11 protein-coding genes are annotated in these 14,468 nt (G+C 38.0%); 3 read left to right on the top strand and 8 right to left on the bottom strand.

The window, feature by feature from the left end:
- Positions 1-20: 20 nt before the first annotated feature.
- Both ACFX4R_RS18405 and ACFX4R_RS18400 read right to left on the bottom strand, forming a co-directional pair.
- A complete protein-coding gene (locus tag ACFX4R_RS18405; RefSeq protein ID WP_322552511.1) occupies positions 21-2,270 on the bottom strand; it encodes a sensor histidine kinase in 2,250 nt (749 codons plus the stop codon).
- Positions 2,248-2,937, bottom strand: a complete 690-nt coding sequence (locus ACFX4R_RS18400) for a response regulator transcription factor (RefSeq protein ID WP_025752427.1) — start codon at positions 2,935-2,937, stop codon at positions 2,248-2,250. Before ACFX4R_RS18400 ends, ACFX4R_RS18405 begins: the two co-directional genes overlap by 23 nt.
- A gap of 250 nt (positions 2,938-3,187) precedes the next feature.
- On the opposite strand from ACFX4R_RS18400, the gene ACFX4R_RS18395 reads away from it, so the two are divergent.
- Positions 3,188-4,639 (top strand): alpha-amylase, encoded by a 1,452-nt coding sequence (locus tag ACFX4R_RS18395; protein WP_014457695.1) that lies wholly within the window; start codon positions 3,188-3,190, stop codon positions 4,637-4,639.
- Positions 4,640-4,668: 29 nt separating this feature from the next.
- Here ACFX4R_RS18395 and ACFX4R_RS18390 read toward each other — a convergent pair whose 3' ends face one another.
- Together ACFX4R_RS18390 and ACFX4R_RS18385 are read right to left on the bottom strand one after the other, a co-directional pair.
- Positions 4,669-6,102, bottom strand: a complete 1,434-nt coding sequence (locus tag ACFX4R_RS18390; protein WP_043977584.1) for an anion permease — start codon at positions 6,100-6,102, stop codon at positions 4,669-4,671.
- 279 nt (positions 6,103-6,381) lie between these two features.
- Positions 6,382-7,581: a class I SAM-dependent rRNA methyltransferase gene (locus ACFX4R_RS18385; protein WP_377570040.1), complete on the bottom strand. Its 1,200-nt coding sequence runs from the start codon at positions 7,579-7,581 to the stop codon at positions 6,382-6,384.
- Between the two features lie 523 nt (positions 7,582-8,104).
- Here ACFX4R_RS18385 and ACFX4R_RS18380 point away from each other — a divergent pair.
- Both ACFX4R_RS18380 and ACFX4R_RS18375 read left to right on the top strand, forming a co-directional pair.
- Positions 8,105-10,003 carry a PhoX family protein gene (locus tag ACFX4R_RS18380; protein ID WP_377570038.1) on the top strand — a complete coding sequence of 633 codons (1,899 nt, stop codon included), beginning with the start codon at positions 8,105-8,107 and terminating at the stop codon, positions 10,001-10,003.
- Between the two features lie 409 nt (positions 10,004-10,412).
- A complete protein-coding gene (locus ACFX4R_RS18375) occupies positions 10,413-11,411 on the top strand; it encodes a tRNA dihydrouridine synthase (protein WP_028409752.1) in 999 nt (332 codons plus the stop codon).
- A gap of 169 nt (positions 11,412-11,580) precedes the next feature.
- Here ACFX4R_RS18375 and rlmH read toward each other — a convergent pair whose 3' ends face one another.
- The 4 genes from rlmH to ACFX4R_RS18355 all read right to left on the bottom strand — a co-directional run bounded on the left by rlmH (position 11,581) and on the right by ACFX4R_RS18355 (position 14,459).
- On the bottom strand, positions 11,581-12,060 hold the full coding sequence (gene rlmH / locus ACFX4R_RS18370) for a 23S rRNA (pseudouridine(1915)-N(3))-methyltransferase RlmH (RefSeq protein ID WP_043977590.1): 480 nt from the start codon (positions 12,058-12,060) through the stop codon (positions 11,581-11,583).
- Between the two features lie 83 nt (positions 12,061-12,143).
- Positions 12,144-12,302, bottom strand: coding sequence for a CxxH/CxxC protein (locus ACFX4R_RS18365; RefSeq protein WP_063611556.1), 159 nt, complete (start codon positions 12,300-12,302; stop codon positions 12,144-12,146).
- Positions 12,303-12,374: 72 nt separating this feature from the next.
- Positions 12,375-13,607, bottom strand: coding sequence for a S1C family serine protease (locus ACFX4R_RS18360; RefSeq protein WP_043977633.1), 1,233 nt, complete (start codon positions 13,605-13,607; stop codon positions 12,375-12,377).
- A gap of 57 nt (positions 13,608-13,664) precedes the next feature.
- Positions 13,665-14,459 (bottom strand): MBL fold metallo-hydrolase, encoded by a 795-nt coding sequence (locus ACFX4R_RS18355; protein ID WP_014457688.1) that lies wholly within the window; start codon positions 14,457-14,459, stop codon positions 13,665-13,667.
- Positions 14,460-14,468 lie beyond the last annotated feature (9 nt).

The following is a 14,468-nucleotide window of genomic DNA, read 5'->3' as shown; positions in this document are numbered from 1 at the left end:
GCTGTTTATATTCACTGACATTAAAGAGTAATCGTTACTTTAAATAAATCTCCGTCAATTTTAATATTCAGTTCTCCTCCGTGCAAATCAATAATTGACTTAGCAATAGCTAACCCAAGTCCGGAGCCATCGGTTTGTCTTGAAGTGTCCCCTCTTTTAAATCGTTCAAACAGCTCATCTGCCTGCTCATTTAGTTCATATTTACTTACATTTTTAAAGGTTAGTTTCACTTGTTCGTTTATTTCTTGAACAGAAATATAGACACGCGTTTGTTCAAGTGAATATTTCAATATATTCTCTATCAAATTGTCAAATACTCTCCATAATTTTTGACCATCTACAGTAGCAAATATCGGCTTTTCGAGAGATTGAATACGAAATTGCAGAGTTGAATCTTCAATTGCTTCATTATATTCAGCTAAAGCCTGATGAAGAAGCTGGTTAATATCAATTTTGTCTTTATGCAATTCTACATTTCCACTTGCCATTTTTGACACTTCAAATAAATCATCAATAAGTGTCTGTAAACGTTTTGATTTACGGTCAATAATTTCAACGTAAGCATGTTGTTCGTCCGAAGTAAGATCTTGTGACTTTAGCAACGCTGTATATGTCATAATAGAAGTCAATGGTGTTCTTAAATCGTGACTGACGTTGGTAATTAACTCTGTTTTCAAGCGTTCACTTTTAACTTGAACATGCTGAGATGTTTGAATCTGCTGCTGGATATGATTTATGTTTAGCGCTGCTTGAGTCAAAGCTGATTTTCCTTTGATAGGTAACGGCTCTTTCCACTCGGCTGTGGCAATTTGATCAATTGAGATAATAATTTTATTTAAATAATTAACTCGTAGCATAAGCAGTATCAAAGTAACCACTCCTACAACACTGCCTATAGCTAAGTACAGTATGGATACTTGTTCTGCAAACATAGATCCACTAGTCAATAGAGCTGCAACAGCAAACACGGCAAACACTAAAAGCAGCACTACAACCATTATATGCATGCCAATGTGTCTGATAATAAAAATAGATTGAAGAAAATAAATTACTTGATAAACACACGTTCTTTTATATTCTTCTTTTATATCATCTATTGTACGTATACGCTGAAACAGTAGAAATACTTGAAGTGCCCATAGAGAAATAGCTATAGATATTGCTATCATATAAAAGAAGAACGTAGCAACATGCTTATATGATTCTAATACAGAAGCAGGATAGCCGTTCAGAATTAGACTTAAAGTAAAAAATGAGTATAAAAGAAAAACAATTATACAAATATCTAAAGGTATTTTTTTATAAACCCTCTGTACTGCAGTTTGTCTTGTTATTTCTTTTAAATGTCCAGTTATTGTTTTTTTATAAATAAAGTAACCTATTAACAGAGCTAGTATCCCTGAAAATGCATACACGAGAAACGCTACATTTTGATGATGATAATAGTTATATTCATCAAATAAAGGACTAATGAAGGTTTCTTTTTCAGGAACAGCAATTATACCCGTAAACTTCTGCTTTAAATACCAGGTTGGGATCTCTGAGTCTACCTCACTGCTTAACGATGAATTTTTATATTCATCTGCTTGGAACACAAGCGGTGATTGAGCTGAATAAGTATGTTTATACAATATATTTTTCTTTTTTACTAATTGATTAACATCTTCTTTGCCTGCGTTTTGGATGTTCGTGTATATTTTGTTTGTGTTCCTATCTTTTAAATAATACACGATGTCTTTTTTATATTGAGATAATGTTTCTTGTCGATCAAAAGCTTCATCATATAGTTTCTTCATTTCGAGTTTTTTGTTTTTCGCTATTTCTTCTCGAACGAATTGATCATCTTGAAACTTTTTTTGAATGTTTTTAACTTCTAGATCCTGCTGCTCTATATAGGCATCTTCAACGTTTTTGCTCTTTGCCTGCTTAGCGTCTTCTATTTTTTCTTCATATTTATCGTGCACGTTTTTTATTTGTTCTGTTAATGTTCCTTCCGTATATCGATACGACTCAATCTCTTCTCCTGTTATCTTATTTGCATTAACGGTATTCTTATCTTTTTGTGTCAATTCTAAAAGGTAGAGATCATTTGTAAAACGACTTATTTGCTTTTTGAAGTCTTCTGATTTTACATAGCTGCTTTTTTGTAAATAGTTTGTTTTTAATAGATTATGCACGTTACTAATTGAAGAAATAGTTGCTCCTAAACCAAATAAAAACAAGATAATCCCTATAGCTGAAATGACGCTACTTTTCCATTTTGTATCCAAGTCCCCACACAACCTTTACATACCTCGGATTTTTTGGTTCAATCTCAATTTTTTCTCTTATTTTTCTAATGTGTACCGCTACTGTATTTTCTGCGTTGTAGCCTGGTTCATTCCATACGCGTTCATAAATATCATGTATAGAAAAAACTCTCCCTGCATTTTTCATTAATAACTCTACAATTTTATACTCAATGGGAGTCAGCTTAATGAACACCCCGTCAAGAGTGACGGACTTAGCCTCAATATCAAGTACGAGACCTCGGATATCAATCGTCTTTGTTTCCTCATATGTACCTAATGTTACATATCTTCTTAACTGTGATTTAACTCTAGCTATCAGTTCTAATGGATTAAAAGGTTTTGTCACATAATCATCTGCTCCTACCTGCAGACCGAGCACTTTATCTGCATCTTCGCTTTTAGCGCTCAGCATAATAATCGGGATATTTTTTTGTTCTCGGATTTTAAACGTCGTTGAAATGCCGTCTTGCCTTGGCATCATAATATCAAGAATAATTAAGTGAACTTTTTCTTTATTTAGTATCTCTATGGCTTCGATTCCATCTTTGGCCGTAAAGACTTTAATGCCTTCATTTTTCAAATAAATAGCAATGCCATTACGGATTTCTTGCTCATCGTCTACGACTAAAACCACATATTCGTTCATTGATTTCTCACACTCCTTTCAAAAGTATATCATGGGTCATTTCGTCTATGGATTTTATTGTAAACTGCATTTCTTAAGAAAAAGGAAGGGGAAATCTTAAGATTTTCTTAAGCTTCATATGTTGAAAAAGGTTTAAAGAATAGGGATAACAGGAACGTTAAAAGAAAAAATATAATCAATTCCTCATTTGATTCTAAAGAACTATCCGTGAGCGATTATATCTTTTTATTTAAAAGGAGGATGATTTAACTTGGAACGGAATCATACAATTATGCAATTTTTCGAATGGCATGTGCCAGCTGATGGCGAGCATTGGCAACGCCTTAAAGAGCTCGCTCCTCAACTAAAAGAACAAGGAATTGATTCCGTGTGGATTCCCCCGGTTACAAAAGGTGTTTCATCAGAGGATAATGGCTACGGCGTTTATGACTTATACGATCTTGGCGAATTTGATCAAAAAGGAACCGTTCGTACAAAGTATGGAACCAAGCAAGAGCTGCATGAAGCGATTGATGCCTGTCATAATCATGGAATTAATGTCTATGTGGATATTGTAATGAACCATAAAGCTGCAGCAGATGAAAAAGAAACGTTCCACGTCATTGAAGTGGACCCCATGAACCGAACAGAAGAAATTTCTGAACCTTTTGAAATTGAAGGGTGGACAAAGTTTACATTTGAAGGGCGCGGCGATCAATATTCTTCTTTCAAATGGAACTTTAATCATTTTAACGGCACTGATTACGATGATAAAAATGGAAAAGAAGGCGTTTTTCGTATTGCCGGAGAAAACAAAAGCTGGAACGAAAATGTGGATCAAGAGTTTGGCAACTACGATTATTTAATGTTTGCGAATATTGATTACGATCATCCTGAAGTTCGAGAAGAAATGATCAAATGGGGAAAATGGTTAGCAGACACTCTGCAGTGCGACGGTTATCGATTAGACGCCATTAAACATATTAACCACGATTTTATTAAAGAGTTTGCCCACGAATTGTCCTCTTCTCAAGAAAAGCCCTTTTATTTTGTGGGAGAGTTTTGGAATCCAGAGTTAACAGCCTGTCAGGAATTCCTAGACGTGATTGATTATCAAATCGATTTGTTTGACGTATCGCTGCACTATAAACTGCATGAAGCCTCTCAGCAAGGAAGAGATTTTGATTTAACCACGATTTTTGATGATACATTAGTCAAGACTCACCCTTTGAATGTTGTCACATTTGTAGATAACCATGACTCTCAGCCAAATGAATCTTTAGAATCTTGGGTAGAAGATTGGTTCAAACAGAGTGCTTACGCTCTAATTTTACTTCGTGAAGACGGTTATCCTTGTGTGTTTTACGGAGACTATTTTGGGATAGGCGGAGAGCACCCAATTGAAGGAAAAGAAAAAGATATTTCCGCTCTCTTGCATGTACGCTATGACAAAGCATACGGCCAGCAAGACGATTATTTTGATCACCCGAATACTATTGGATGGGTAAGGCATGGTGTAGAGGAATTTGAGAAGTCTGGATGCGCTGTGGTGATGTCAAACGGTGAAGATGGCGAAAAGAGAATGTTCGTCGGCGAACACCGAAGTGGACAAACGTGGATTGACTTCACAAACAACCGAGAGGACCAAGTTGTGATTGAAGAAGATGGCTACGGACAATTCCCTGTAAATGGCGGCTCTGTATCCGTTTGGGCTGAAGCATAAAAAAAACAGTGGCCTGCGCCACTGTTTTTTTACCATAGACCTAGCAGTTTCCACCACAAGCCGCCAATTCCAATCCAAATGATAATATGAATAATTGAAATTAAAAAGCCGAGCGACCACCATTTTTGCTGCGTTACATATCCACTACCGAAGAACACCGGTGCCGGTCCACTTCCGTAGTGAGTTAAACAGCCAAATAAATTGCTAAAGAACGCTAAAATTAATGCTGACAGTAACGGAGGCGCACCAGCGGCCACGATGACAGATAAAAATGCTGCGTACATAGCGCTGACGTGAGCCGTGTTACTCGCAAAAAAGTAGTGAGAATAAAAATATGCAATAGCTAATACAATCAACGCCGTCATCCAAGACATATGGCTAACAGTGCCTTTCATCAGATCACTGAACCAAGGAATCATGCCTAGATCATTTAAGAAAGTTGCCATCATAACCAAAACAGCAAACCAGACTAATGTATCCCATGCTCCCTGTTCTTTTTTGATGTCCGACCAGCTTAACACTTGCGTTAAAAGCAGCGCACATAGACCAATAAAAGCAGTTGTTGTTGCATTAATATTTAAATTAGCGCCAAAAATCCACAACACAAGAAGAAGTAAAAATACGCCAATCATGTACCATTCTTCTTTCTTTAGCGGACCCATTTCATTTAGTTTTTTTGCTGCAATTTCAGATGCTTCCGGCGTTTCTTTTAATTCTGGCGGATACAGCTTATAAATAACGAGCGGAATAACGATTAAACTAATAATTCCAGGTACGATTGCAGCCGCTGCCCAGCCAACCCATGAAATAGTCTTGCCTGTAATTTGTTCCGTCATTTTAACCGCAAGAGGATTGGCCGCCATTGCTGTTACGAACATAGCGGATGTGATCATATCTCCTTGAAACGATACTTTTGTTAAGAAAGCACCGACTCTGCGCTCCGTACCGTCGCCAGTTCTCGATCCGTATGTTTCGGATAAAGAACGAATGATTGGAAGAATAATTCCTCCAGCTCGTGCTGTATTAGACGGCATTGCAGGTGATAAAAGTAAGTCACTTACGATAAGAGAATACGATAGTCCCAACGTCTTTTTACCGAACAAACGAACGAAGATATAGGCAACCCTTGTTCCTAGACCAGTCTTAATAAAACCTCTAGAAATAAAGAATGCAATAACGATTAACCAAATCGTCGTATTTTGAAAACCGCTGAGCGATTGTTCAAGCGTTAATGTATTAGTTAATACAATAATGGTTAAAGATAAAATAGCTACACTGCCCAATGGCAATGGTTTAATGATAAGCCCTACGATAGTAGCCACAAAAATAGCGAATAAGTGCCAAGCCTTCAAATCAAGTCCGGACGGAGGTGTAATAAACCATAAAATAAGTCCGATTGCCAGACAAATTAATAAAGGAATAAATTTCACTTCGCCGGCAGGCTTTTTTGTTGTTTCAGCCATAATCTTTCTCCTTTCATGTTTTTAAATAATAGTAATAGTATGCTCTTTCCACTTCGTACTCAATACTTATCCCATTTAAAATAAAATAATTGTAAAAATACGTTTCGTAAGGATGATATTGTAAAATTGTGAAGTGTTGAGCATAATTCCTTTATTATTTTATCATATATATTGACAATATTTATCTCTTACCTTCATTTTATTCCCTTCAAAATAGCTTGTAAGCGTTATTTTTTTGAAAATAAATAAACTGCATGAATTCATCATGCAGCCTTGCATTTAGCGATTTACTTTTTGAATAAACACGACTTTTAAATAATTACCTGACTTAAATTCTTTTATTGTTTTAAAATCAGCTGGAAGAGCGAACTGCTCCATCATTTTGTACTGTTCCCCTTTTTCATTAAAAGCTTTTTCAATAAACGAATGGAATTTTTTCATATCAAAATTGCTTGCGTTCGTAGATGCTACAATGACACCATTTGGCTTTGTAAGAGCAATGGCTTCTTTTAATAAATCTTTGTAGTCTTTTGCCGCGCTGAACGTATGCTTTTTCGACTTGGCAAAGCTCGGCGGATCTAGCACCACAAGATCGAAGGTCATGTTCTTCTTGACCGCATATTTAAAATACTTGAAAACATCTTCTACGATAATGTCCTGTGCTTCGTGATCAATTCCATTTACACTAAATTGCTCAATTGTTTTAGCCAAGCTGCGATTGGCTAAATCGACACTTGTTGTTTTCGCAGCTCCTCCAAGAGCGGCCGCCACTGAAAATGCGCCTGTATACGAAAACATATTTAGCACGGTCTTTCCTTTTGCATAGTTATCTCGAATCGTTTTACGGACGTCTCGCTGATCTAAAAAGACTCCCACCATCGCTCCGTCATTTAAGTAAACGGCAAAACGAATACCATTTTCTTTTACAATTAAAGGAAATTCGCCTTTATCCCCTGCTACAAAATCAGCTTCTTCAATATACTGCCCCTTTACGTTAAAACGTTTTTTCTGGTACAGCCCTTTAAAGTTAGGCGCAGACTTTAAGGCTTCAATGACGTATTCTTTAAATTGATAAATTCCTTCACTATACCAACTCATGACGTAATATCCGTCATAATAATCAATAATCAAGCCACCGATTCCGTCACCTTCACTATTAAATACGCGAAAAGCAGTTGTGTCTTCAGACGCATAAAGGTCATGACGAGACGAAATAGCTTGCTGAATTTTTCTAGCAAAAAACGCCGCGTCAATTTGCTCATTTTTCTTCTTCGTAAGAATCCATCCGTAGCCTTTGTTTTGTTTTCCATAATAGCCTTTGGCTAAAAATTGATTCTTGGGAGTGACTAAGTTAATAATAACCCCTTCTTCTTGCAGTTTATGACCATCAACAAGCGCATCTTTTTCAATGAGTGGATAACCCTTGTTCACTTTTTTAATAAAAGCTTCTTTGGCTATAACTTGTACTTCTTTTCTCATGTGTACACCCTATCTATTTAATTTATTTCATTCTAGTTCTATCCATTTTACAACAATAATCTACATTTATCTTAACATAGATAAACAGCCCCGTTTCTAGTTATAAATAGAAAAGCAGAGGATGCCTTGAAACACCCTCTGCTTGATATGAATAAAAAATGAAATGTATGTTTTATGTTTTAAGATAAAAAATTATGAGCACTCTTGCCCCGTATAAGCATCGAACTGAGTGACGTTTTTTTCTGCTAAAATACCTTTCAATTTTGCTGTACGAGCCAAAGCGCTTCTTGTCGCCTTTAGCTATGTCTTTATTGTAAGAGCGGCACATGAATGCACTGTGAAGTCCGGCTGAATGCTATCTGAACAAATTCTGAAAGATAGCTGAATAACTTCTAGTTAAACTTGTCATATAAATGTTCAACGTTCTTAACAACAGCTCAACAAATCCAGCGCTTCTCTTTATATTTCCTCAACAATCAAATGATTTAATAAGTGTATGAATACAATTTGGAGGTTATCAACCATGAAAAAACGAGTATCTCTTGGACTATCTCTCACCCTTTTAGCTTCTAGTGCCGCTTCTGCTTTTGCAGCAGAGCATCACCCAGTTCAACATCCTAAACAAATCAAAAGCGTCGAGTTTCAGCCAATGAAAGCACCTACTACGATTGAAAATATGATTAAAACGTATACAGAGGCATCTGTAAAAGTAACGTATAAAGATGGAAGCGTTGAAGAAACGCCGCTTAACTATAACCAGCTCTTTCTTTCAAAAGATAAAATTGTCGATAATAAAGGGGAATTAATCGCCGCAGGTACACCGATCGATGCAAACGGGGATCCGATTATTGACCGAAGCGTTCCCGATAAGCCATCACCGTACGTATCAGACGCACCGGATTCAAACAGCTTTATCACCATCAACGGTAAGTCTTATATTATTTCACATTATGAATATGAATCTGTTAATAATGCTGGAAAAGAGATTTCCGGTCTTCCCGCTTCAATGACGCTTACACAAGTTGACCGAGATGATAAAACAGGAAAATTAACGGTCAACCATGCTAAAAAAATTGATTTTTCCAATGTAAATGGTTTGTGGACGCCGTGTAATGGCTCTACAACGGATTGGGGTACTCACCTTGGTTCAGAAGAATATGAGCCCGATGCACGTGCTTTTGAAGATCCTTCATCCAGCTCTTATAAAGACGTCACGAACTTCGCTAAGCTTTATTTCGGCGACACGTCAAAAGCAAACCCTTACTACTACGGCTGGATTCCAGAAATTTCAGTGGATGAAAGCGGCCATGCATCCGTCGTAAAACATTACAGCACAGGCCGTTTTTCACACGAAATGATGCAGGTACTTCCAGATAACAAAACCGCTCTTTTTGGAGACGATGGGTCTAATACCATGATGTTTATGTATGTAGCAGATAAGGAAAAAGACTTCTCAGCAGGAACTCTTTATGCGGCAAAGTTTAAACAAACGAGCACAGAAAATGGAGGTAAAGGCGACCTTCAATGGATTAAGCTTGGCCATGCAACAGACAATGAAGTGAAAACAATAATCGACAAAGGCACAAAATTTAGTGATATTTTTGAAACAGCTGACCAGCCTAAAAAAGGATTTAAAGCTGTGAAAACCGCTGCAAGTAAAAAAGTTGAATACCTAAAAGTAAAGCCTGATATGGAAAAAGCAGCTGCCTTTTTAGAATCACGCCGATACGGTGCAATTTTAGGTGCAACATCTGAATTCAACAAGATGGAAGGACTAACGGTTAACAAAAAAGACAAAAAAGCGTATATGGCTATTTCTTACCAAAATAGTGCCATGCTAAAAGAATCTGGCGCTGTACAAGATGATATCCAGCTTCCAAAATTAGAGTCTGGTGTGACCTACCAGCTGAACTTAGGATCGCATCAAAAAGACCTAGCAAACGGCAAGATTAACAGTCGCTACGTTCCTGCAAGCATGGAAGGGCTACTGATTGGACAAGACCTAGAAAAAGCAGATGCATACGGTAATACAGCGGACCCAAATAAAATTGCCAACCCTGACAACCTTACGTATTCAAATAACTTAAATACACTGTTTATCGGAGAAGACAGCTCACTGCATACAAACAACTTCGTATGGGCTTATAATGTAAAAACTAAAAAACTATCACGCATCCTTTCAGTTCCAGTGGGAGCAGAAGCAACAGGACTTCGTGCAGTAGAAAACATTCAAAACTCTCGCTACGTACTAAGCAACTATCAGCACCCGGGCGAGGACATCAGCGACAAAAGTATTACCGCTGTTGATAAAGAAGAGCTAGCTAATGCAATGAAAGAAAGCATCGGCATTCAAGAAACTGGCGGTGTCGGATACATTTCTGGACTGCCTTCTAAGGACGGCGCTCCTTACAAAAAGCATTAATATGTAATGAAGCCACGTCTGTTGTGCAGTGACAGACGTGGTTTTTTATATAGTCGAAGTTATTTATAAAATCGTTTATCGTAATCATAATTATGGTGAATACTTTATAATATCCTTGGAGAAAGTGCCTACACACAAACCAAATGCTTTAGGATATTTATTCGCGAGTATCCGGTACATGCCTTCAAGCTTGCTTTTAATTGCTTACACCCCACTAATACTAGATATAAAAGTTGTTTCAATAAGTATTTCCAGCAAAACAAAACCACTCGTTCCCTTGCACTTTTCCTCCCATACCATTAAAGTATATATTGGTTGAAGTTTATACTAGCATTCAACCTTATAAAAGAAATTACACTTTTTAATTTTGGGAATATGTTTCCCCTAAAAGAAAGGGTTTAGATATAAGATGAAAGATAATTTTTGGCATGAGTTGCCGCGTCCGTTTTTTATTTTGGCACCGATGGAAGCTGTGACGGATGTCGTTTTTCGCCATGTTGTGACCGAAGCAGCACGACCTGACGTATTTTTTACAGAGTTTACGAATACGGAAAGCTACTGCCATCCGAAAGGGAAAGATAGCGTAAAAGGACGTTTGACGTTTACAGATGATGAACAGCCAATCGTTGCGCACATTTGGGGAGACAAGCCTGAATACTTCCGTCAAATGAGTATTGGCATGGCCGAAATGGGCTTTCGCGGCATTGATATTAATATGGGCTGTCCTGTGCAGAATGTTGCAGGAAACGGAAAAGGTTCTGGTCTGATTCGCCGTCCAGATACTGCGGCTGAGATTATCCAGGCAGCCAAAGCTGGAGGGCTTCCAGTAAGCGTAAAGACTCGTCTTGGCTATACGCAAGTTGATGAGTGGTACGACTGGCTGAAGCACATTTTAGAACAGGATATCGTGAACCTTTCTATTCACCTTCGTACAAAAAAAGAAATGAGCGATGTTGACGCGCACTGGGAGTTAATTCCGGAGATCAAGAAGCTTCGTGACGAAATTGCGCCTCATACGCTACTAACAATTAACGGTGATATTCCTGACCGCCAGAAAGGTCTTGAACTTGCGGAGAAGTACGGCATTGATGGAATCATGATTGGACGCGGAATTTTCCATAATCCGTTTGCGTTTGAAAAAGAAAAGAAAGAGCACACAAGCGAAGAGCTATTAGAACTTCTTCGCCTGCAGCTAGATCTTCATGATAAGTATTCTGAAGAATTAGAGCCGCGCCCTTTCAAACCGCTTCGACGCTTTTTCAAAATTTACGTTCGCGGATTCCGCGGTGCAAGTGAATTAAGAAATCTACTCATGAGCACGGAAACAACTGACGAAGTGCGTGCGTTGCTTGATGAGTTTAAAGACAGAGCTGGAGTGAAAGAAGACGAAGGTTTTTCTGTTTCTTAAATAAGATCTCGTTTGTTTAAACTCAATTGTTCTAACATTTTATCGGAGAGAAGAACCTCTTGTTCTTTTTTATAGACGTATGCTATTTATCCACATATGATAAAAGCTGAGGCAGAAGGTTTTACATTTCCTTCTGCCTCAGCTTTTAATGAAAAAATATCCACACGATCTATTTATGATAAGGTTCATTTCGAATAATACGAAAAGCTCGGTAAATCTGTTCTACTAATACTAGGCGCATAAGCTGATGAGGAAACGTCATCTTTGAAAAAGAAAGGGCTGCGTTTGAGCGTTTCATTACTTCGCTGCTTAAACCAAGCGACCCGCCAATGACAAACGCTACTTTGCTTTTTCCGTAGGTAGCTAATGAATCAATTTCTTTTGCGAGTTCCTCGGAAGACTTTTGTTTTCCGTTAATAGCTAATGCGATCACATAAGTATCGTCTGAGATTTTCGCTAAGATGCGCTCTCCTTCTTTTTGTTTTACCTGTTCCATTTCAGATTCACTTAAGTTTTCTGGCGCTTTTTCATCTGCAAGCTCAATAATTTCCACTTTTGCATAGCTTGATAAACGCTTTAAATATTCTTGAATACCTTGTTTTAAGTATTTTTCTTTTAGCTTTCCAATGGTTATAATAGAGATATTCACAGGCTATTCTCCTCTCCTTTATCTCTTATCCACAGATATTATCCACATATCCACATGTTATATCCACATTTTGTATAAGAATATTAGTTCCCTACTACATATACAGCTTCATTTTCACAATATTCACAGCTTTTTTTGTCAGTGGAATTTTCTATTTTTTCAAAAACCGGCGCTAGCTCAATCTCATCTACCATTACATCCAGCGCTAGTTCTGTATGTTCTAAACAGCAATATATCTTCATGTATTTATCTTCCTTTCTCTATTCTTTTCATTAAAAAACCACAGGAGTTTATCCCCTGTGGATAACTTTATTTTACTTCATTTGACGCGTTAATTTTACTTCTGTGGATTTCTTTTTGCCATCGCGATAGAACGTTACGTTCATTTTATCGCCAATTTCTTTTTCAATGTAGAGGTGTTTGCGAAGTGTCGCAATGTCCCTTACTTTGCTGTGATCTAACTCAACAATCACATCATATTCCTTTAATCCGGCTTTAGCGGCTGGCGAACCTGGCTCAACTTTTAGAACAGCGACTCCGTTTACTACATCATGCGGTAACTTAAGGGTTTCTTTTAAATGATACCCTGATACCTCACTTAATGATAGTGTACTAACTCCAAGATACGGACGTCTGACTTCACCATATCGTTCTAAGTCATTAATAATGGGCCTAGCCATGTTGATTGGAATCGCAAGACCAATGCCTTCTACTGCTTCTTGAGCAATTTTCATGGAATTAATACCGATTAATTCACCATCAATATTAACAAGAGCACCCCCGCTATTACCAGGGTTAATGGCGGCATCTGTTTGAATAACTTCTGATTGCCAATCAGGATTTCCATCGCCATTCAAATCTTGAGGAATGACACGGTTAACCCCTGAGACAACTCCTTGTGTAACGGAGCCAGAAAATTGAAGGCCTAGCGGGTTTCCGATAGCAATCACTGGTTCACCAGCTTTAAGCTTATCAGAATTTCCGAAGGTAGCCACTTTTGTCACGTGGCCTGCGTCAATTTCAAGAACTGCTAAGTCCATTAAATCATCGCTGCCAAGAATTTTAGCCGATACCCTTGTACCGTTACTGAAGCTCACTTCAATTTCGTTAGCGCCTTTAATGACATGATAGTTTGTCACAATATAAGCTTTGTTGCCTTGTTTTTTGTAAATAACACCTGAGCCCGTCCCGGCATCAGTTCGTTCATCATTCCAAAAGCTTTCAGAGTTCTGAATGTTTACAACTCCTACAACTGCTGCATTGACTTCAGAAACAGCTTTTGTGACGGCCGTAGTGACGTCAAGAGATACTGACTTTTGAATGGTAGACCCTGTTTGTTCATCTCTATTTTCATCCGTCATCCACCCATCTGGTAAAATCCCGTTCCTCACCAAGGCTGGCATAAGAAGCAGTACAATAAGTGCACCTATAATTGCTCCAATCAGAGCAGAAGCGAAATATCCTCTGCGGCGTTTAGGCGGCCGACTATTTGGCTCTTGGCCTTCATCATAATGTTCCACACTATCACCGAACCCTTCATTTATCATCGTGAATGTCTGCATTCACGTACTAAATGAAGTTATTTTTCGCTTCCTTTCTAGAGACTATACATAAACAATATCAGTTGGTCTTTTTGGATCAGTATCACATAGGAGAATATTGTCCTCTACATTGATGTCTTTCTGTTGTAACACTTGTGCAACCGACATGCGGGCAATTTCCTTCATGTTATTGTCTTGACTCAAATGCGCTAAGTAAATGCGTTTGGTTTGATCTCCAATCACATCTGCCATTGCAAGAGCCGCGTCTTCATTTGATACATGTCCCACGTCGCTTAGAATTCGTCTTTTAATGCTCCAAGGGTATCGCCCCATTCTCAGCATTTCAACGTCATGATTGCTTTCAAATACGTACATATCGCTATTTTTAATCGTACCTTTCATGCGGTCACTTACATAGCCGGTATCCGTAATAAGGGTTAATTTTTTAGATCCTTGATGAAAGACATAAAACATAGGCTCTGCAGCATCATGCGAAACGCCAAAAGACTCCACTTCCAATTGACCAAACGATTTCGTTTGGCCAATTTCAAAGTGAAACTTCTGTTCTGTATCAATGTTGCCAATCAAGCCATCCATTGCGTTCCACGTTTTTTCATTTGCGAAAATAGGGAGCTTATATTTACGTGCCAGAACACCTAGTCCTTTAATATGGTCACTATGTTCATGAGTCACTAAAATTCCTGATAAATCCGGGATATTGCGATTTACTTGTTGAAATAGAGCTTCCATTTGTTTTCCGCTCAGCCCTGCATCAACTAGTAAGGAATGTTCTCCATCACTTACTAAAATCGCATTTCCTGTGCTCCCACTCGCTAGCACGCTGAAATGCAGGCTCATTTATCTCAC

The organism is Priestia sp. YIM B13490 (assembly GCF_042787735.1).
Lineage (GTDB): Bacteria > Bacillota > Bacilli > Bacillales > Bacillaceae_H > Priestia > Priestia megaterium.
The sequence above is the reverse complement of the archived record's forward strand: the minus strand, read 5'-3'. Positions and strand labels throughout refer to the sequence as shown.